The 18,708-nt window shown below is 53.1% G+C and carries 19 protein-coding genes, 1 tRNA gene and 1 pseudogene; 12 read left to right on the top strand and 9 right to left on the bottom strand.

The annotated features are described in order from the left end of the window. Positions 1-164 precede the first annotated feature (164 nt). The 11 genes and pseudogenes from K5R88_RS22095 to K5R88_RS22045 all read left to right on the top strand — a co-directional run bounded on the left by K5R88_RS22095 (position 165) and on the right by K5R88_RS22045 (position 9,305). Positions 165-241 (top strand) — tRNA-Arg (locus K5R88_RS22095). Between the two features lie 167 nt (positions 242-408). Next, complete coding sequence (locus K5R88_RS22090) at positions 409-1,644, top strand: tyrosine-type recombinase/integrase (protein WP_226298355.1); 1,236 nt, start codon at positions 409-411, stop codon at positions 1,642-1,644. Between the two features lie 242 nt (positions 1,645-1,886). Beyond that, complete coding sequence (locus K5R88_RS22085) at positions 1,887-2,807, top strand: hypothetical protein (protein WP_226298354.1); 921 nt, start codon at positions 1,887-1,889, stop codon at positions 2,805-2,807. A 79-nt stretch (positions 2,808-2,886) separates the two neighbouring features. Continuing rightward, positions 2,887-3,204, top strand: a complete 318-nt coding sequence (locus tag K5R88_RS22080) for a helix-turn-helix transcriptional regulator (protein ID WP_414883333.1) — start codon at positions 2,887-2,889, stop codon at positions 3,202-3,204. Beyond that, positions 3,201-3,808, top strand: a pseudogene (locus K5R88_RS22075) (hypothetical protein). Before K5R88_RS22080 ends, K5R88_RS22075 begins: the two are co-directional and overlap by 4 nt. After that, a complete protein-coding gene (locus K5R88_RS22070; protein ID WP_149631121.1) occupies positions 3,805-4,146 on the top strand; it encodes a hypothetical protein in 342 nt (113 codons plus the stop codon). The pseudogene K5R88_RS22075 and the gene K5R88_RS22070 overlap by 4 nt, the downstream one beginning before the upstream one ends. Positions 4,147-4,675: 529 nt before the next feature. Further along, positions 4,676-4,957 (top strand): hypothetical protein, encoded by a 282-nt coding sequence (locus tag K5R88_RS22065; RefSeq protein ID WP_149631120.1) that lies wholly within the window; start codon positions 4,676-4,678, stop codon positions 4,955-4,957. Continuing rightward, positions 4,954-5,238: a DUF3077 domain-containing protein gene (locus tag K5R88_RS22060; protein ID WP_149631119.1), complete on the top strand. Its 285-nt coding sequence runs from the start codon at positions 4,954-4,956 to the stop codon at positions 5,236-5,238. The genes K5R88_RS22065 and K5R88_RS22060 overlap by 4 nt, the downstream gene beginning before the upstream one ends. Continuing rightward, positions 5,235-8,126, top strand: a complete 2,892-nt coding sequence (locus tag K5R88_RS22055) for a DUF927 domain-containing protein (protein WP_226298353.1) — start codon at positions 5,235-5,237, stop codon at positions 8,124-8,126. Before K5R88_RS22060 ends, K5R88_RS22055 begins: the two co-directional genes overlap by 4 nt. A gap of 87 nt (positions 8,127-8,213) precedes the next feature. Further along, positions 8,214-9,056 carry a chromosome segregation protein SMC gene (locus K5R88_RS22050; protein ID WP_226298352.1) on the top strand — a complete coding sequence of 281 codons (843 nt, stop codon included), beginning with the start codon at positions 8,214-8,216 and terminating at the stop codon, positions 9,054-9,056. Between the two features lie 63 nt (positions 9,057-9,119). After that, a complete protein-coding gene (locus K5R88_RS22045) occupies positions 9,120-9,305 on the top strand; it encodes a hypothetical protein (RefSeq protein WP_149631116.1) in 186 nt (61 codons plus the stop codon). Positions 9,306-9,479: 174 nt separating this feature from the next. On the opposite strand, the gene K5R88_RS22040 is transcribed toward K5R88_RS22045, so the two are convergent. From K5R88_RS22040 to K5R88_RS22015, 6 genes are all read right to left on the bottom strand, one after another. After that, complete coding sequence (locus K5R88_RS22040; protein ID WP_226298351.1) at positions 9,480-10,547, bottom strand: DUF262 domain-containing protein; 1,068 nt, start codon at positions 10,545-10,547, stop codon at positions 9,480-9,482. A 1-nt stretch (position 10,548) separates the two neighbouring features. Beyond that, the gene (locus tag K5R88_RS22035; protein WP_226298350.1) at positions 10,549-11,133 is read right to left on the bottom strand and encodes a hypothetical protein; all 585 of its coding nucleotides are present in this window, start codon (positions 11,131-11,133) and stop codon (positions 10,549-10,551) included. A gap of 176 nt (positions 11,134-11,309) precedes the next feature. Continuing rightward, positions 11,310-11,984: a hypothetical protein gene (locus K5R88_RS22030; RefSeq protein ID WP_226298349.1), complete on the bottom strand. Its 675-nt coding sequence runs from the start codon at positions 11,982-11,984 to the stop codon at positions 11,310-11,312. Positions 11,985-12,140: 156 nt separating this feature from the next. After that, positions 12,141-13,346: a hypothetical protein gene (locus K5R88_RS22025; RefSeq protein WP_226298348.1), complete on the bottom strand. Its 1,206-nt coding sequence runs from the start codon at positions 13,344-13,346 to the stop codon at positions 12,141-12,143. 573 nt (positions 13,347-13,919) lie between these two features. Then, entirely contained in the window at positions 13,920-14,459 is a 540-nt protein-coding gene (locus tag K5R88_RS22020; RefSeq protein WP_226298347.1) for a hypothetical protein, read from the bottom strand. Between the two features lie 341 nt (positions 14,460-14,800). Then, positions 14,801-15,889: a hypothetical protein gene (locus K5R88_RS22015; protein WP_149631111.1), complete on the bottom strand. Its 1,089-nt coding sequence runs from the start codon at positions 15,887-15,889 to the stop codon at positions 14,801-14,803. Between the two features lie 944 nt (positions 15,890-16,833). Here K5R88_RS22015 and K5R88_RS22010 point away from each other — a divergent pair. Next, a complete protein-coding gene (locus K5R88_RS22010; RefSeq protein WP_226298346.1) occupies positions 16,834-17,034 on the top strand; it encodes a KTSC domain-containing protein in 201 nt (66 codons plus the stop codon). Positions 17,035-17,261: 227 nt separating this feature from the next. Here K5R88_RS22010 and K5R88_RS22005 read toward each other — a convergent pair whose 3' ends face one another. From K5R88_RS22005 to K5R88_RS21995, 3 genes are read right to left on the bottom strand one after another with little or no spacing between them, the layout of a single operon-like run. After that, a complete protein-coding gene (locus K5R88_RS22005; protein ID WP_223434936.1) occupies positions 17,262-17,528 on the bottom strand; it encodes a hypothetical protein in 267 nt (88 codons plus the stop codon). 20 nt (positions 17,529-17,548) lie between these two features. Next, positions 17,549-18,145 carry a hypothetical protein gene (locus K5R88_RS22000; RefSeq protein WP_226298345.1) on the bottom strand — a complete coding sequence of 199 codons (597 nt, stop codon included), beginning with the start codon at positions 18,143-18,145 and terminating at the stop codon, positions 17,549-17,551. Beyond that, positions 18,142-18,708, bottom strand: coding sequence for an RNA polymerase sigma factor (locus K5R88_RS21995; protein WP_008034657.1), 567 nt, complete (start codon positions 18,706-18,708; stop codon positions 18,142-18,144). The genes K5R88_RS22000 and K5R88_RS21995 overlap by 4 nt, the downstream gene beginning before the upstream one ends.

The raw sequence follows: 18,708 nt of genomic DNA, 5'->3' as shown, positions 1-18,708 counted from the left end.
AAAGGGGGTAAAGGACAATAGGCTGTTCGAAAAAAAGAACGAAAACGCCGCATTTGCTCAATTTTTCTGATCAACGTAGCAAACGCAGGTTACGCTTTGAAAAAGCGCAGTCGATTCAGCAGCATGGACGCCCGCAGTGCATATGAGTATCATGGCGCCCGCTTGCACCAGTAGCTCAGCTGGATAGAGTACTGCCCTCCGAAGGCAGGGGTCGTGGGTTCGAATCCCGCCTGGTGCACCATATAGCAGTCTAGACCTGTCTCAGACAGTCTACGAAACACCCCAAGAAGCCCGCCCCGTGCGGGCTTTCTTGTTTCTGGCTATCCATCCCTGTCTACCCCTATAACTTCACGCCGTGTATGCCCACGTGTATGCTTTGAGATTCATTGAACTGGAGGCATACACGCAGTGAAGCGTACTGAAATCAAACGCCGCCCACTGGCCGACACTACTCTTGCAGGCTTGGAGGCAGAGAGTGCGACGTACCGCGAGCAAGACGGCAACGGCTTGTATTTTCGGGTCAAGGCAAATGGGCAGAAGTCGTGGGAGTTGCGCTACAAAAAACCAGACGGGAAATGGTCCTGGCTGGGCCTAGGCGGTTACCCCGAAATCAGTGGCTCGCTAGCCAGGCAGAAGGCGGCACAACTGCGGGATGACGCATCGACTGGTAAAAATCCTTTAGTCAGTAAGCAGGCTCGCAAGATTGCTGACCGGGTGGCTGCCAACAACACTTTCGAAGCGTTAGGGCGCGAATGGTTTGAGGCAAGGCGCTCAAGCTGGGAAGCCGGCACGTCCCGTCGAGTCCTTGGAGCCCTGGAGCTTCACGTATTCCCCGTTTTCGGCAAACGCATTTACACAGAAATACTGCCCCTTGAATGGATGGAGTTTCTGCGCGGCATGGAGCAGAAAGGGATCATTGAGCAAATGGGCAGAGTTCGGGCCTTCTGCAAAGAGATCTACGACTTGGCACGAGTGACAGGCCGAGCGATCCACAACCCCCTTGAAGGCCTTAATAAATTTCTTCAGACACGTAGTGCTGAAAATTATGCACACGTATCAATAGAAGAGCTGCCCGCATTGCTTCGAGCTATCAACTCTTACCCTCACGCAAAAGATGTCCGTCTTGGGCTTCGTTTGCTTGCTCTGTTAGCGGCACGCCCGAGCGAGATTCGAGAAGCACGCTGGTCAGAAATCGATCTCAACAAAAAGCTCTGGACGATCCCAGCCGAAAGAATGAAGCGTCGGCGCGAGCATGTAGTGCCTCTATCTCGGCAGGCCATTGAATCGATAACGGAGCTGCGCACGCTGACAGGCGCATACCCTCTTCTCTTCCCTGGAAGAAAAGATCGAACCATTCCCCGAAGCAATACTGTCTTTCTGATGGCGCTGCGCAGGCTGGGATATGCGGGCCGGCAAACTGGCCATGGCTTCCGTCACATTGCTAGCACGATCCTTAATGAACAGGGATTCGACGAAAACCACATTGAGGCCCAGCTTTCTCATGTCAAAGAGGGAATTGCAGGGGTGTACAACAAGGCGGTGTACCTACCTCAGCGCAAAGTCATGATGCAGTGGTACGCAGATCATCTTGATGAGCTAGTAGTTGGCAATGTCGTGCAAGGCCAATTTGGAAAGGTGATATGAAACTCCTTATCCACTCCCCCCAAAAAACGGTGTTACGCGTGTTACAGGTGTTACGCCAATCTGTAACTTATTGAATATAAAGGGCTTAGCTCACGTTACACGAAGAAATGCTCAACGCTACACGACGTGTTACGCGGTCGAATCGTGTAACAACACTGGCCCAGCCACCTCACTGTTGGTCGAGGAGGACCGTGTCGTGAAACGCTGCATCCATGACGCCAAGCGGGGCCAAGGGGCGGTGAATGGACGATGAGAATATGCCGATTGGCCGCCTGGAAATTGCTGGCTTCGATGTCAGTAATTTGTTGTGGGAACTAGACGACATCGAACAGGCCGTGCGTGAGTTAGCGTTGTATTCGCCGTTTCGAAAGTATTTCAACGAGGCGCTGGAGCTGGCCAATTACGCCACCTCATTCTGGCTTGAGGATGGCCGTTATCCTGATCGAGCAGGATCGGTGGTCGCCACGATGTTTCGACTCCGCGACGAGATCGAGGAACATGCCAGCTACGCCGATGCAGCCTCATTGCCGAGTGTCATACGACGGTTTGATAGCGTTGATCGCAACGCTGCGGACTCGCAACTCGTGGCGACTTACACCCTGGTGCAAAGCATTCAAGCTGTTCAAGTTCTCGCCAACTGGCTCTTTGAAACGGAACTCTACGTCTTCGACCTGGACGCAGACCTCATAGCCCAAATGCAAGTAACAGATCCTAAGAAATATTGCGCACTGGCCGAAAAGGAGCGACTAAAGGATCCAGGCGGAGAAATTGACGCTCGTGAATCCTTCCGCACATTCATGGGCGATGCCGACAAGGCGATCATGCTAGCGAGCCTCTACAGACAAGTTGAGGACATCGACGTATCGAAGGGTAACTTCAATGTGGCCAATTTTCTAAGCGAGGCGCTGAGTAAAGCGTTTTCCGCCAAGGCATCGCAAAGAGGCGCGGCTGCGGGCAAGGCCAACAGGAAGCCGGAGTCAGTAAAGCAGCAGAATGCAGCGGATCTCCGCGAGCGCGTTTGCAAGGCAGCTGATCGTCACATTTTGGCCAATCCTACTATTTCAGAGCGGGAGCTGAAAAAAGCATTGGTAGAACAGGAGGGCATAGCGTCTGAGCCTACCGTCAAAAAATACCTGATCTTGGGTGGATACCTACCTCGATAAATTTCAATCAAAAGCAAACCGTGTTTGCTTTTTTTCCCCTCTCTAGTCTGTGCCTGTCTCTTTCCGTATAGGCACAGCTATGAACTCCCCTCTCCAAGAAGTAAACAGCAATACCACGATGGCAGAGCTTTCTCATAAGGCTCCTGCAAGTCCTTACACGTTACTTGAGCTATTTGATGCCGCCTCCACGCTGATTCGCGTGAAACAGGTCATGGCAATCACTGGTATTGGTCGCGCTACCGTTTACAAACTGATGAACCAGCCTGAGAGCGGTTTTCCACAAGCCGTAAAACTCACCAATAGCACGGCACGCGGCGCGCCTGTAGCGTGGGTTCTGTCCGAAGTCCAAGCATGGGCACGCAGCCGCATTGAGGCACGTGATCAGGTGGCCGCATGAAGCGCAACTACAGTCCATTCAAAGGGCCTTTTCTTGATTCCTACAGCATCGGATTCCGTCTCTATCGACCGGATGCCATCAACTGGCGGCACCGCACCATCGCCGGTGTGAGCTGGAACGGGGAGGAACAAGAAGCCTTCTTTTTCAACCCTGATAGCTTGGTCCTTCCGCTCAAACTCAATCCATGGGAATTACCTGAACTGATCCGCAAAAACGCGGTACGCAGGGAGTTTTCCAGCATCCACGGTTCGGGTCATTTCGCGATGAAACAAGGTCGTCGCGCCGCGCTGAAATCGCTGGATTTGACCGACTGGGTCACTTACTGGCTGGTCGATCAGTCGGCCGGCTACGCGAACGATCCGGCGGTGTGGCAACGCATCACTGAGCAGGATCTTGCCGAGGAAAAACTGCAAGCGAACGACTTCACCGTGAAATGAAGTTGACCTCGGATCTGACCAGCTATGTGGACGAATGTCTGGCACAGCAGCGCGAACTGCTCGCGGTAGAACACCGCCGACGGTGCGTCGAGGACAGCAAAATCCTGGCTTGGCTCAAAGGCGAAACACCGCCCCCCCTGTTCACCAACATGCAGGAGGCGGCATGACTCCGACCTTTCTTCCCCACCAAGCATTGGATCTTGTCGGTGTACTTGAAGCGTCTCTGCCTTCTACCGCAGAGATCAAAGGTCGCCAGCGCTTGCTGACCCTCCGCGATCAAGCGATCTCGGCCGGCGCTCAGGTGCTAATCGTGCTGTGGCATGACCTGGAGTGGACGTTGTTAGCGATTCAGCCCCCAGCAGACGTGGTGATTCACGACGCTCGCCAGTTGATTCCCAACCTGCTGCGCAATTCCGAAGCGCTACAGCAGATGCGGCAACGCGCCGGCCAAGGCAACCACTTGCAATGGCTCACCCTCGCCCGCCCCGTCACTACCCAGCACTAACGAAAACGCCCCCGGGAGCGATCCGGAGGCGTTGAGGTAAATCTACATGCCCGCACAATTTATGCCGCATCAAAGAAATGCGCAAGATCTCCGCACGGTTGCACTTTGCAAAACAGGACGTTACTCTTTGGCCGTCGCTGCAAATTCAGCGACCGGGTTTAGCGGCCCGATCAACAATAGGCGCACAGGCGCCCCCATTACGATTGCAGGCGCTTTTTTTGTGCCTGCCAGTCTGTTTTATGGTGGCTGTGCGTGGGAGACCTTCGGGTCTGCCGGGTTCCTATTGTCCCGGTCCGCTAACCCGCGCACAGCTGCCACCTTATTTCGTTTAGCGGCGATTCGTGGCAGCTCCTCAACAATAGGAGTTTCGCCAGATGTACGCCCTCAATCCGTCCAAAATTCGCGCCACCGCCCATCGTGCAATGGCTCTCGCCGCTTTACACGCCAACTCCAGCCTCGCTACACGTCTCACCCGATACAACGCCCATATGGCCAAAGCCCGCGCGCTCGAAGCCGCAGGCGGTGCCCAATGAACCAAGCCCTGAGCTTCTCCCTACCCGAGGATCTGCTTTGCGTCCACAAAGGCGCCGAAGCCGGTGTGCCGATTGACGCCATCACCTGTGCCGTGGATCGAGCCAACTCCGTGCTCTTGCTTCTTGAGGATCAATTCGAGTGCGACGGCCCACGTCTGGCCAACCATGTCATCGCGGCGGCGCTGTGGGATGTTCGAGGGACGTTGGGACTGATCCGCACCCTCGCCGTGCACGCCGACAACTCCACTCGGCCACCCATCAGTGGAGGCGCCCAATGAGCCCTTCTATGTTGATCAATACGGTGGGCGGCGCCACCTTTGCCAGGTGCAACGCTCAAAACCAACCACTGTTCCGTATCAATGCCGGCATTTCCTGCGAAGAAGCGCTCGAACAAGCCTCTCTACTCATGGACTGTGTAAACAAGCTGACCTTCCTGAGCGGCATGGAGAATGACAACGACGCGATGGTCTGGGCTTCGCACTATTTGAGCGAGATGGCCAAAGCCATCATTGATGACGTTACCAGCGGGTTGCAATTGGCCCAAGGCGGTGGCGTATGAAGGCCTCTACCTCCAATGCCCGTCGCCCCACGTTCGCCCAAGTCAAAGCCGTTGCGCTGCAGAACATTGATCGCGTGCTTGCTCACTGGCTGCCCAACGGTAAACGCGTCGACAGTGGCAAGGAATACACCGCTCCTAATCCGACTCGCACCGACAAACGTGCCGGCTCCCTCAAGGTCAGTTTGGCCAAAGGCACCTGGGCGGATTTTGCCACCGGCGACAAAGGTGGCGACCTGATCGACCTGGTGCGCTATCTCGACGGCGGCACCGACGTCGAAGCCTGCAACAAGCTGGCGGATCTGCTGCGCGTTACCGCTGGGGCGGCTGAATCGAAACCAAGCCCTAGCAAAAGCAAAACACCGGAATGGCTGGCCATTCAGCCGATCCCGGCCGAGGCCATGAGCAAGTGCCCGGCCAAACACCGGCAACACGGTACGCCGTCCAAGGTTTGGATTTATCGCGACGCTCAAGGCCAGCCAGTCATGGCCCTCTATCGCTTCGACTTGGGCCCGGATGAAGACGGCAAACCGCGCAAGGTGTTTGCCCCGTTGACCTGGTGCCAACGGGCCGACGGTCAAACGCAGCAATGGCGCTGGCAGGGTCTGCCGGAGCCGCGCCCTCTGCTGCGCCTGGATGAACTGGCGCAACGCGAGGAGGCTCCGGTCATTCTGTGCGAAGGCGAAAAGGCCGCCGATGCCGCGGCGAAGCTGCTGCCCGGCTACGTGGCCACGTGCTGGCCGAACGGCTCGAACTCCTGGCACAAAGCTGACCTGACACCACTCAAAGGTCGGTCCGTGGTGTTGTGGCCCGACAACGACGCCAGTGGCAAAAGCTGCATGGATACCGTCGCCGAACAACTGCATCAGATCGGCGCCGCGTCGGTGCGCGTGATCGCTCTGGATGTCTTCAAACGCAAGCCCACGTTCAAGAATGACCAACCGACGTTCGCCAAGGGTGGCCAATGGGAAGACGGCGACGACGCGGCCGATGCCCAAGCCAAAGGCTGGACGGCGGCGCACTTCGCCGAGCTGGAACACAGCGGCGAATTGTTCGGTGTTGAGCCTGTGAAAGCATCGGCCGAACCACCCGAAGCCAAGGCCAAGCCAACAACTAAACGGCCAGCGAAACCCAAAAACGATCTGCTGCCCGGTGGCTTTCGCCTCACGCCGGAAGGCGTGTTTTATTCCGGTGACGATGGCGAAGCGCGCCCCGTGTGTTCGCCACTGGAGATCCTGGCTCGTACCCGAGATGCGCAGGGTCATAACTGGGGTTTGCTGGTTGAGTTCGACGATCCCGACGGGGCAAAAAAGCGCTGGAACATCCCGGCGCGGACCATGACCGGCGACTTCGGCAAGGACGTGCTCGGCCCATTGGTGGACATGGGCCTGCGACTGGCCGGCAGTCGTTCCGGGCGCAATGCGCGCAACGACCTGCAAAGTTATCTCGGCGGTTTTGACAGCGCCCAGCGGGCACGACTGGTTACCCGTTTAGGTTGGCACGACAGCGCCTTCCTGCTGCCCGAACAACAGGTCGGTTCGCACACCGAACACCTGCATTTCTATGAGGCCGGTGCGCAGCTTCCACCCATCAGCGAAGCCGGCACTCTGGAGCAGTGGCAAGAGCAGATCGGCGCCTTGTGCATCGGCAATCACCGCTTGGCATTTGTGGCCAGCGTGGCGTTTGCCGGTCCGCTGCTGCACATGCTCGGCCATGAGTCGGGCGGCTTTCACCTCTACGGTGACAGCTCGGGCGGCAAAACCACCCACCTGCAAGTGGCTGCCTCGATCTACGGCGGACCGCGTCTGGTGCGTTCCTGGCGCTCGACGGATAACGCACTGGAGTCCATCGCCGCCGCGCATTCAGACGGGCTCCTGGTGCTGGATGAAATCGGCATGTGCGACCCGCGCATCATTGGTGAAACGGTGTACATGCTCGGCAACGGCACCGGGAAGGCTCGTGCCAATGATCGAGGACAAGCGGGCCGACAGGTGCAGGAGTGGCGCTTGCTGTTTCTCTCGACCGGCGAGAAGACGTTGGCGCAGCACATGGCTGAAGCCAACAAGGAGCTGAAAGCCGGCATGGAAGTGCGGATGCTCGCCGTGCCAGCGGATGCCAGCAAAGGCCTGGGCATGTTCGATGTGCTGAACGGCTTTGATGACGCCGCCGCCCTCTCCGATGCACTCAAGGCACGGGTGGCCAAGTACTACGGCACACCGCTCACCGCCTTCCTGTCGGCCCTCTGTGAGCCCGGCAAGCGACATGCTTGGTCGGCGATCCTGCGTCACACCTTGGAGGGGTTCATCGCCAAGGCGCTGCCTGCCTCGGCCAGCGGTCAGGCGCATCGTGCTGCGGCTCGTTTCGGTCTGGCCGCAGCAGCCGGCGAACTGGCCACCGCGATGGGGATTACCGGTTGGCCCGATGGCGCCGCCACCACTGCAGCTCGGGTCTGTCTGAGTGCTTGGATGAATGAGCGCGGCGGTGCTGGCAACTTGGAAGGGGACGCGATCTTGGCGCGGTTGCGTCAGGTCATCGAGCGCTTCGGTGAAAGCCGTTTCACCCGCTGGGAGTCGGCCGCCGCGAAGATCGATGAGCACGGTCCACGCACCATTGACCGGTTGGGTTTTCGCAAGACGCTGGAACACGGCCTGGGTGATGCGTTGCACACCACCAACACCTATTACGTGTTGCCTGAGTCTTGGCGCTCGGAAGTGTTCAAGGGCATGAACATCAATGCCGTGAACAAGGAGCTGATACGCCGTGGTGTCCTTGAGCCGGGGCCGGATGGCAAAGCCTCCTGCGCCGTCCGCTTGCCCGGCCTGGGCACTCAGCGTTGCTACGTGGTGAAGACCGTGCCGGGAACGGATGAAAGCGAGACTCAGGCCGCCTGACGCTGAGCCTACTGACTGAGGTAAAGCCGGCTCAAGCGGGCCTCGCCAGCCACTCCGAACCCAACCCAATGACACAGGACAAAACCCATGAACCGAATTGAACAACTGAAAGACGCACGCGCCACTAAAGTCATCGAAATGGAGGCGCTCAAAAAGGAAATACCACCTTTTGAGTCAGCGCTTCACAGCGAGGAGGTCATTAACAACGGCCGAGAGAGCGACGTCAGGCATGAAATCAGCAGTCGCCAAATCAAGATCGACTCGATCGATCATCAGATCTTCCGACTCGACCAAACGCTGGACCGCCTGGAGAAGCTGGCCAACCGAGAAAGCTTGATGGAAGGCTACATTACCGACATGGCTAACTGGATGGCGGATGAGCTGGAGCTTAACGATAAACGGCAAAGCCTGAGCACTCGCCTGGAGGAAATTCGCCAGCAAGCACAGGAAGAGATTACCAGCGCACGGCAGGCCGAGACTGAGGCGGCTACTGCTTACGCACAGGCCGTGGCGTGGGGCGACGTCGACGGCGAAAAAGCAGCTAGCACCGACGCTCAGAAAGCCGCGAAAAACCTCACTACCGCGAGTGAACAACATCGCCGCCAGCTCCTGATCATCACCGCCTTGGAGCAAGAGCTGGCCATCGTAGACCGACACATCAGCGAGGCTCAGGTAGAACACCAAAAAATTGAAGAAACAGCCTTGCGGCTGGCCCACAACGCACTGGAGGAAGCATGGAATGAAGCCGCCCAAACGCTGCTGGATGTAGGAGGCAAGCTGTACGCCGCTGCTCGGCTGATAGGCCGCGACCCGGTGTCCTTAATGAAGCTCGACATCCCAGAGCAGGGTGAAAACTTCGGCAGTTGGAGGTGGGGCGAATTGGCAGACCGTGGCCGCCAGCATCGCACACGCGATCTGCTCTCGATGTAACTGCCGACTCCCTGAAACAGCCTGCTTTCGCGGGCTGTTTAATTAACCCCAAGGATCGAAGCCATGAACGCAACGACACAAAACAGCTCATCCACATTCGAAATGCTTCAAGCGAGAAAAGCCCACCTGACCGCCCTACTCAAGATCGTGGATACTAGATTCGGAAAAAGCACAGCGATACAGAAGCTCACCATCACAGCGATCAAGGCAGAAATGGGACTGATCGAGCATAAGCTGAAAAAACGGTGATGAAGATAAGCGGAAGCTTGCGAAGGCTTCCGTTGTATTCAAATTCGGCGGGCCGCTTCCGGCCAAAAGCAGCCAGTCAGATGAGCTTCGAATAGCTAGCATTTCAGAAGAGAGCTGGTAATAAAACTACCATCTCTCTACGCTCGCAAATTCAAGAAATGAATTCTTTTCGGGTCAAACTATTGAGTCGGATATTACTACATCAAGATAATTTGCTCTTAGAATTCTGGCTCTAGTACTGTTAACCGCTTCCGTCGCAGCAAGCTTGTAATCTTCGGGAAGCTCTTCCTCAAAAGATCTTAAATTGCCTAGTAGTTTTGTAGAGGATATTTTCATTCCGGTGTCGATTGCATTGCAGAGGCTGACCATTAGTGTAAAAATATTTGCCTTATTAAGCCAGTAAGATTTCCCACCCCACTTGATGCTCAGGATTACCTCCGCAGCTTTATTCATCGACTTTACAATCGAATCTTTTTCATCAAATTCTAACGAGTAATCATCGAGCATGTCATTGGTTTTTTCATTCCGATTGAAATATCCAATAAGCACCGTAGACATTATATTAAGGACATGCATCAAGTGAACTTTTCTAGAAAGCTCCCTAGGAGTAAAAATTCCCTTATCTAACATTAGTTTCTGAATTTTTAAAACTTTCTGTGTTTTTGCCCACTCTATGAATTCGTCCGGCACGTTCGGATCAATATGCAGTTCTGACTCTGCTGATTCTGGGAAATAAAGTTCATCAGTCATCAGTTTCGCCACGCACATGTACTCTGAAGAGGCATACTGGGTCGCTGCCTTCTCAATGGTGGTCAGTGAGTTTGACGTTCTATTTATTCGTTGAAATATCTCGATAATCTTCGGATTGTCATTTTCGAGATCAAGCTCAATAACAGCAATATCATACTTTAAAAATTCAGACTTCTCTTCATTTGCGAGATCTTGATAACATACTCCTTCTACATCGAAGACACCGTCGATGTATTCTATTATTGCATTGGTACGTTGTTGACCGTCAACAATACATGCTATAGCTTGCATGTTATCAACATCGACCTTCCCTTTGGAAATAAAAATCTGCGGGAAAGGTAACCCGAGTAAAATTGTTTTTATGAAGTCTTTTTTATGCACTTCTCGCCACACGAGATTGCGTTGGAAATACGCATCAGGTATTAATCGCTTTGCTTTCACTTCATTAACTAGCGTCAGCAAGGAAATCGACCGTATTCTGTATTCGATCATTTTAAATTCCTTTTGATATCTTATAATTTTCAATTAGCTGGGAGTGTTTCGCTTCGAAGATGTACTCAGAAGCATAGATTCCTGCATTTATAGACTTGAAAATATTATTGTGATCCACGCTAATGCGAGCAAAAAATTGCTTCCAACTGGTTGCTTCATTACATCGAGGCATTAGGTCAGGCCGAAAAATTCCTTTCGTTATATATTTAAAGAAATCATTATATACGGCCCTCCCACCTATTCTTCTGAACTTGGTCAGGTCAGAATATCCATTGGTTGCTTTGTAAGATATCTCAACGTATTTAAGAAATAGTGAGGGGTCGATGATCGCCACATCGAGATCAGAGACTTGTGGTGTAAAGGTATTCTCTTTATGTAAACTTTTCTGGGTCTTAGACGAGCCGACAATTTTTATGGACGAGAACGGTATGTCGAAAAATATTTTAACCTTGTTAAGAATTTCGAACTCTAAATCCTCACCATTTAGAAACACTGCAGTCGGGTAGCTTAGAAAAATTTTTCTCGCAATGAGATTGGAAGGAACACTTTCTCGGAGCGAGCGTTCGATTGCTTCGATATGCTTCAACCTTCACTCCTTCTTACACAAAACTGATCCTAGGCCTTCCTTTATCAGGACAGTAAAGGTTAAATTAATATCATGATAAAGATCAGGATCTTTTACACCGCAACATGCTTCAGAAGCAAGGGAAAAATCAAGTTTCTGGCAGAAAATGGCACGCGAGTAAAGCCGATGATATTCAATCAGATGTGCGCTCCAATCAGCCACTTAACCCAACCATAATATTCATGGTTCTGCGGCGAAATTTTGATCGAGTGTTTTTTTTGCCATTCATCAACATCCATGGTTCGAAGTTCTTCCCTTATCACTTTGTTGGTTTGGTGAGAGTACAAGTATATTTTTCCTTCGCCGGGAGGAAATATAACTGTGCCCACCACTGGCGCATCATCCAAACAGCATTCATATTGAACATCTGCCATAGACGGAAAGCTTCTTACTAGTCTTTCCGACGCAGCGACAAATAGCTCAACTACATCAATGAAGTCCTGTACAACAACCGCATCAGGCACTATGTAATCATGCTCAACGGTATTTCTAATGCTATTAAGCTTATTTAGTATCGCCCCACCTACCACACCGCAATCTCTAAGAAAACCAATTCTTTTAGGAAAGGAAATCTGCCCCCGCGGCATGATTAACTTAATTCCGAGAGCATCCGACAATAGTTCGGATTGTAGATGCAAAGATCTTTTAGCGTTAGACACAGCATTTGCCAAGCTACGTAAACCATCGTCTTCTCTGAAGTCACGCTTGGCAAACTTTAAATATAACTCAGGAGAAATAACGCCATCAAACTCTAGAACCTCCGAAGATGACGAAACCCATCTCATCCCGTGATACTTATCGATAGAAACCATCCTGCGCCCTCAAAAATAACATAATTATCTTTAGTAAAATTGCATATAACTATAATAGGCAACAATAGACTTTGACCCACCCTTGGTTTGAGCGTCCGTGTGGCCCAGAGCGAACATGTAGAATGCTCCCAATCCAGCAGAATGTGCCCCCCTACATCAGGTATAGAAAGCAAGCTGATCGAGAGTAAGTATTACCTGAAGGGCTCGGGTCATTGTATAGGTATCTTGAGGTGCCGCACCGTGTCCTACGGCATGTCTTGAGCTTGCCGTCCCGGTGTTGGACTCCGGGTCAAAGTTGGCGAAAGTTTGCTGGGCAAGATAGTCAGCGAAGGCTTTAGAAAACATCAGTGTTTGTGTGCCGCCGGTTTTCCCTTCGGCTGAATCCATTGCAAACTTCAGCAACCCTTTGAGTTTCGCACCCTTACCTCCGTTCGCTGCACGGTGAGCATCGTTAAGAGCACCTTCAATCTCGGTCAGCAATATCTTGATGACGGCAACTGGCTCTTTTCTGTTAAATGCACCAACGGCGGCCTGAAGCAAAGCCATCCTGGTTGCAAGGTGCGGTTTTGCAGCCCATCGATTGAGCAGCGTCTGCATTCGAGGTTCGTCGAAGCTGTTTAGAATTTTTTGCTCCAGTTCCGCAATATCAAAGTCTGCTTCCAAGTGCTCCAAGAGGTCTTTGACTTCTTGAATGATCTCCACGAATGGGAACCACCCTATAGATATCAGTCGAGCGAAAAGCACTGCGTTTCCGAGAGCATCGTACAAGTGCCGGTAACGCAGATCCCGTACAAGGGTGCCCAGTATCCGTTCGAATGCTTTGACGTCTAAATTTTCCCCATGATTAAAGTCAAATGCCATTCCGAACCTCCAACCCTCCCTGAAGATACAAAGCACCTTGTCTTTCGAACCAATGTCCACACGTGGAAAGCTCATGCCAATGATGTCCGCTATGTCATGCTCAAAAACAACAGTGCCAGCTTTGAGGTCGCGCTTGACCATTATCAACATTGATACGGCTGCGGTATCCAACCAAAGCTCTGCGGTGTTATCTGGGTGCATCACTAGCAGCGTTACGCTCGCTTTCTGAAGGTTGACGGCCGTACCTGCCTGGTTGGCCATGTGGTTGATTGTTCTCTGAAGGTTATCCCCAATCTTGTGGAATATCGGCTCATCTGAGGTCAGAGCGAGTGCAGTGTAGATTTTAACTGGCTCGCCTTCCTGAACTGATTCTAAAGCTACTCCCGAAAAGCCTTCGACGTTCATGAAGCGGTAGGGCTCGCCAATATTCTCGACCATACCTGCGTAGGGTGGTAAGGGGAGCGAAAGTCCTTCTGGTTTTTCTGCAGTGTCGTCAGCCACGCTGTCACCTCTGATCATTCGGCTAAAAATTGATGAAAAAGTGGACTGATAGAAACTGGCGCCAATGATTAGCCATTTTACAAAGGCCCGCAAACTGATTCGTGTCTGGTTATAGCTGCTGCGAACCGACGGCGCGAGACAGTCGCTACTGCTTAATTAAAAAGGCCCCGCAAGGCCTTTTTAAATCGGAGCAATCATATTAATCACTCCTGATCCTAGGCTCATCTGAAGGTCTGCCTTTGGCCGATTTCTGCCTGTCGTGAAGGGCTACAGTCGACCCTAAGCGGCCGGTCATAGTATCTAGAAAGCCGATTGCGATTGATCTTTCGAATAGCGCGAGAGCGAATCACGCAGAGCACCAGTCGCCGATTTATCCGCGACCATGAGTGCCTTAAAATCAGCTGTACACTGATGATTAATCGACGATTAATGGTGAATCCGACCTGAACTTTTTCTCTATGAGTCAATTGTCACTATGACCAACGTCGACCCAGAGTGGCGCGTCCAGGAAACCAAAGGCGATTCTTCCAGATTCGCGCTCAAATTGTCAGTAAGACATACCGTTTGGCTTGATTACTGCACCAAATCACCGACAGCAAGAACATGGGGCGCATATTTGAGGTACCACGCACGTTGGCTGGTGATAAGGTCGCGGGCGCTTTTAAGCTCTGGTTCGGACATGGAGGCATAACTCGCCTCCCTTTGGTTAACGCGTTGTACTTGGCTGTTAATAACTTTGTAGAGCGCCCAGCCTTTGCTTTCCATGCATAGACGATTGCCGTCATTGATGATTTTCGCTTCGGAGTAGCCCAGTGAGCGTAGGACTTGCACACCTTGACCATTCTGCTGGTAACCGGCGACCTGAAATTGAACACAGGCGTTCAGACTTTCGCTGAACTGATCGGCTGAAGACTTGTTGTCCAGTGCTTTGAAATAGACGTTGCCATCTTTGAAGTCCATATCCGCTCGGTCGGACACCACGCTTTGCCCGGTGCTCAGATAACTATTATGTGGTGTCGAGGGCGAGGCACAGCCATTGAGCAGGCTGGCGACGAGGGCAAACGTAAACAGGGAAGGGGCAATACGCATCGAGACGTCCTTGAACAGTTTCATGGGTGAATCCATATCGCAAATAGAGCCGGGCACTTGGCAGGTTCAAAAGGCCAGCGGCACAAAGATCTATGTTGACACAACGCCGCTAAATAGCGAAAAGCAGTGCCATTTTTTGATCCTGCTTGCCGTATCAAGCAGATTTGGCACCGCGCTATATGAAGCGGCGTTGAACTCCACGGCCTTGCTACCGGCAGACAGAATGAGTCCTCCCTAACATTGCAGACACACACAAGAGGCCGCTTTTGGCCGGTAGCGGCCATTGGCGGAGCTTGCACAAGAGCGGGCTTTTCCTGTGACGAGGCTTCTTACACCCGTATCACGGCCTTGAGGGCAGAGCCAAATTACGAAGGTTCGCTGACCGCTTCGGGTATCGGCTTGGGATAAATGATCGTCTCGGTCGAATACAACTTGATAGAATCGTCGTAATGCAACGTCTCAAGCCCCAGCTTGTACAGTTCCTGCTTGAGCCGCTCCATCTGTAGTCGACACTCCAGACCTCTCCAGCTACGATTTTCAGAAACCATTGCATAGTAACTGATCGTGATGCAGTAGTTCAGAATAGCGATCAGCTCATGGTAGTTACCTGCCAATCGGACATGCTGCTCTCGTTTCCCTCCCGGAAGTATTGCCTTGAACGTCGTTCGTTTGTTCTGCGGATCTATTACATAGTCGGTAACGCTCAGTTTTGCGCATAGGTCGTTTACCGATTTCACCAGGTCAAGATAGGTTCCGCTTGCATTTGACCTGGGCTTCCTGGAGGTACGGTCTTTCAAAGGCTCGAAGGTTGGTATGAGCCGCGCCAAGTCATCCAGTATCGACTCTACCTGCCACATAACCTGCCTCATCACCCGCTCATCTGCTTCCAGCGCACCTGTTTCGTGGGTTGAGTTACAAAAAACCACAGAATGGAATGCTTGGTTTATCTGGATCTTCAGCGACACTTGATGCGCCAGTTCGATCGTCCCAAGCGATGCAATGTACTCAACTATTCCTTTACGCTGTGCATGAAAGGCATCCAGTCGGTTCTTCATGTCGGTCGCCTCTATCTGCGCCGCCGTCTGCTGGGTACTGTGCAACCTGCTGATGAAAACGCCGACGGGAATCGTCAACGAAAGCAATGCGAGAGGAAACTTGCTGATATCGATGAATGTATCGAATCCTTCCGGTGTAAACGACAACGTGTACGGCACCCAACACAAATAACCCGCAGCCAGGAAATACACGAGGATCGTGATCAGCCAAAAGCGCAACGGCCATTGAGAGGCGAGCCCTCGGCGCGGATCTAGGTGATAGGCAAAGTTATAGAAGGTGGCGTGTTTATCCGTTGAAATCCCGCTGGCGCAGGCAAAAATTAGCAAGATACAGGCAATAGGTGAAATCGCCAGAATCAAATTGATGAGGTGTAGGGCTTCCTTTGCGTCTTGAGTCATCTGTAGTTCCTTTTTTGGTCGGGCAATTTTGCCATAGTCGCGTCAGTACAGCGGCCTCAGAAAATGATCACGTGACGAGCCCGTTCGCACTGGCCCTGCAATACAACTCTCACTGAGCTGTTCACCGAATTGAGAGGCCCTTTTGACCGAAAGTAGGCGTTGGCGTATGTCCGTTGCTGGCCCGGTTGCGGCCTACGATTTACCCAAATTTGTAAACGCTGCTGTAACACCTATTTGGCTTGTAACACCCAATGCACGTGAAAGATGAACGGTGTGTAACACCAACAAAATACAATAAATTCAATTAGTTAGTATCAACTGTCACACCCGCAACACCTGTAACACGTTTTTTCGAGGCCCCACACCCCATAGGTGATAGCACCGCCAGCGAAAGCAATACTGGCTTGGTATCGACTAATGCAGAATTCGAACGCTGGGTCGCAGAACTCCAGGACCCTAGGGAGGTGCCGTCTGCCAACAACGAACAGATGAGATGCATCGACCGGGGCACCGACATCGCCTGGGACCCTGGGGGTCTACGGTGGGTACGGGGTCGGAAACCCGCCGGATCTTGTTAGCGCGAGAACTCCCAGCTTAGTGAACAGGTGAACCCGGTGAACTGCTGTTCACCTGTGCATTTGCCCTAGAAAACAGCCGGTCTCAGGCTACCTTTACCGATACAGTAACGATGCCCTTTTTTCTTCAAGATCCTTTTCAATTTCAACGCTGAAATTTCAGTAAGCTGGTGCGCCTGCTGCTAACCAGATCCCGCGGGTTTCCGACCCCGTACCGTGAGAAAAGCCTCAGGGTCCCCGGCAGTTTTCCGGGTTCGGTGACAGGACTTTACGCTTTCGCCAACAGCACGGCGCCGAGCTGCCGGTCATCGGCTAGTATCAAAAGCCAAGCTACCAGGTCGGTTGCCAGTCAGTGTTAGGGAAAGCGCTATGGATATGGTTCGTGTGATCTCGTCGGCAATCACGGCTGTGGGCTACGACGCCACCACAGGCCGGATGAAAATCACGTTCAAACAAGGGCGCACATACGACTTCTGCCGCGTGCCATCAGACGTACATCAGGGTTTGATGGCGGCAGGCTCCAAAGGGTCGTATTTCGACAGAGTCATTAAAGATCGCTACCAGTGCTAGCGCATTGCATGGGGTAAGTTTTCAAGCCAATACCCTACCAGCAGCATGGACCGTGTATGCCCACGTGTATGCCTAACCGAATCACCACCTACCAAATGCTTATAGAATGGGGCCCGCAGAGTTCAGTTCAAACGACGCCTGGGCACCATATATAGAAACGAGAAAGCCTCAGGCCGTAGGGTCTGGGGCTTTTTTGTGGGCCATAAAAAACCGCCGAAACGGTTTTTTCATTCAGTCGTCCAGTCGAACTCGTCGTAATCATCGTCTTCGTCGTCCTCAAACTCTTCTTCATCAAGGACGTCCTCCTCCAGAACCTCTTCTGCCTGTTTCGCCAGAAGAAACTCCTTACGACTCTCGGTCACTGCTCGCCGCAGTTCCTCGCCCTTGACCGGGCAGTTGAGCATTTGGGCGATGCGGTCGATTTTTTTTGCCACGGCATCCTCCAACGCATCGGCTATAGGCCGATAGTGCGCGCTTTCGGGGGTGGATGCCAAATCGCAGAGCTTCTGATTCCTCAGTTTTTCTTCAATTCCTTAAGCCGGGCCGCGAGATTTTCCTTGGGAAAGCGTTTGTGTAATGTCGCCAACAATTCATCCGCCTCACGTGCCTGACCGGCGTTCTGCAGGCGAACCACTTCAAGCAACTGCTCATCCAGGGTTTTCACCGGCGCGGCGGCGCGTTTGCTGACTTTTGCTTCCTCGGCCATTTCGACACTGATCGATTCGCTCTGCGCGGGGGCGGCAAAATCGGCCATCGGCGCGGCTGGGGCAGCCAACGAGCGCGCAACTGACGACGGTGCTTGCGCTGCCTCTTTTTTGGCAACCGGGGCAGATGCTTTGGGGGCGAAGTCGTAACTCGGTACTTGCTCCGGTGTGCGTTGCACCAGCGCCAGCATCAGCGCGACACCGACAAGGCTGGCAAATGCGACCTGCCAACGGGGTTTCTGGCAAGCCTGAACCCAGCGCTGCCACAGACTCGGTTTCGGCGCGGGGACTTCACGCTGTGCGGCGGCCAGGATGAACGCATCAAGATGGCTCGGCGGTTCGGCGGTCGAATGCTCGCGGAAATGCTGAAGCATTTCATCGTCTGGTGTTTTGCGGGCGTCAGTCATGTCAGTACCTCCTCGGCCAGCAGCCGACGCAGTTTTTGCTGGGCGTAGCGCAAGCGGCTCTTGACGGTTTCCAGCGGTGTTTCGGTGAGGGTGGCGATCTGCGGCAGGTCGAGATCGCCGTGGGCGCGCAGCAGGAACACTTCGCGCTGGTCGGTGGGCAAGGTTTGCAGGGCGGATTCGAGGCGCTGGTTATCGCGGCTCAGGCTCAGCAGTTGTTCGGGATCGGCGGCGTCATCGGCCAGGGCGTGGGTTTGCTCGTCATAGCTGTCGTGCAAGGGGTTGTGGATTCCGTGTTTGCGCCAGTGATCGATCAGGCGATTGCGGGCGATCTGGTAAAGCCAGGTACGAAAATTCGCCCGACCTTGTGGCTGACTGGTGCTGCGGATCAGGCTCAGCCAGGTTTCCTGGTAGACCTCTTCGGCGAGTTCGGATTTGCCGCTGAGGCCTAGCAGGAAACGATAAAGACCTTGCCGGTGACGGGCGTACAGAATCTCGAACGCCGGCCCGTCGCCTTTGCGGTAACGGGCCAGCAGTGATTCGTCGCTCGGTTCAAGAGCAGACAT

The organism is Pseudomonas sp. MM213 (assembly GCF_020423045.1).
Classification (GTDB): domain Bacteria; phylum Pseudomonadota; class Gammaproteobacteria; order Pseudomonadales; family Pseudomonadaceae; genus Aquipseudomonas; species Aquipseudomonas migulae.
The sequence above is the reverse complement of the archived record's forward strand: the minus strand, read 5'-3'. Positions and strand labels throughout refer to the sequence as shown.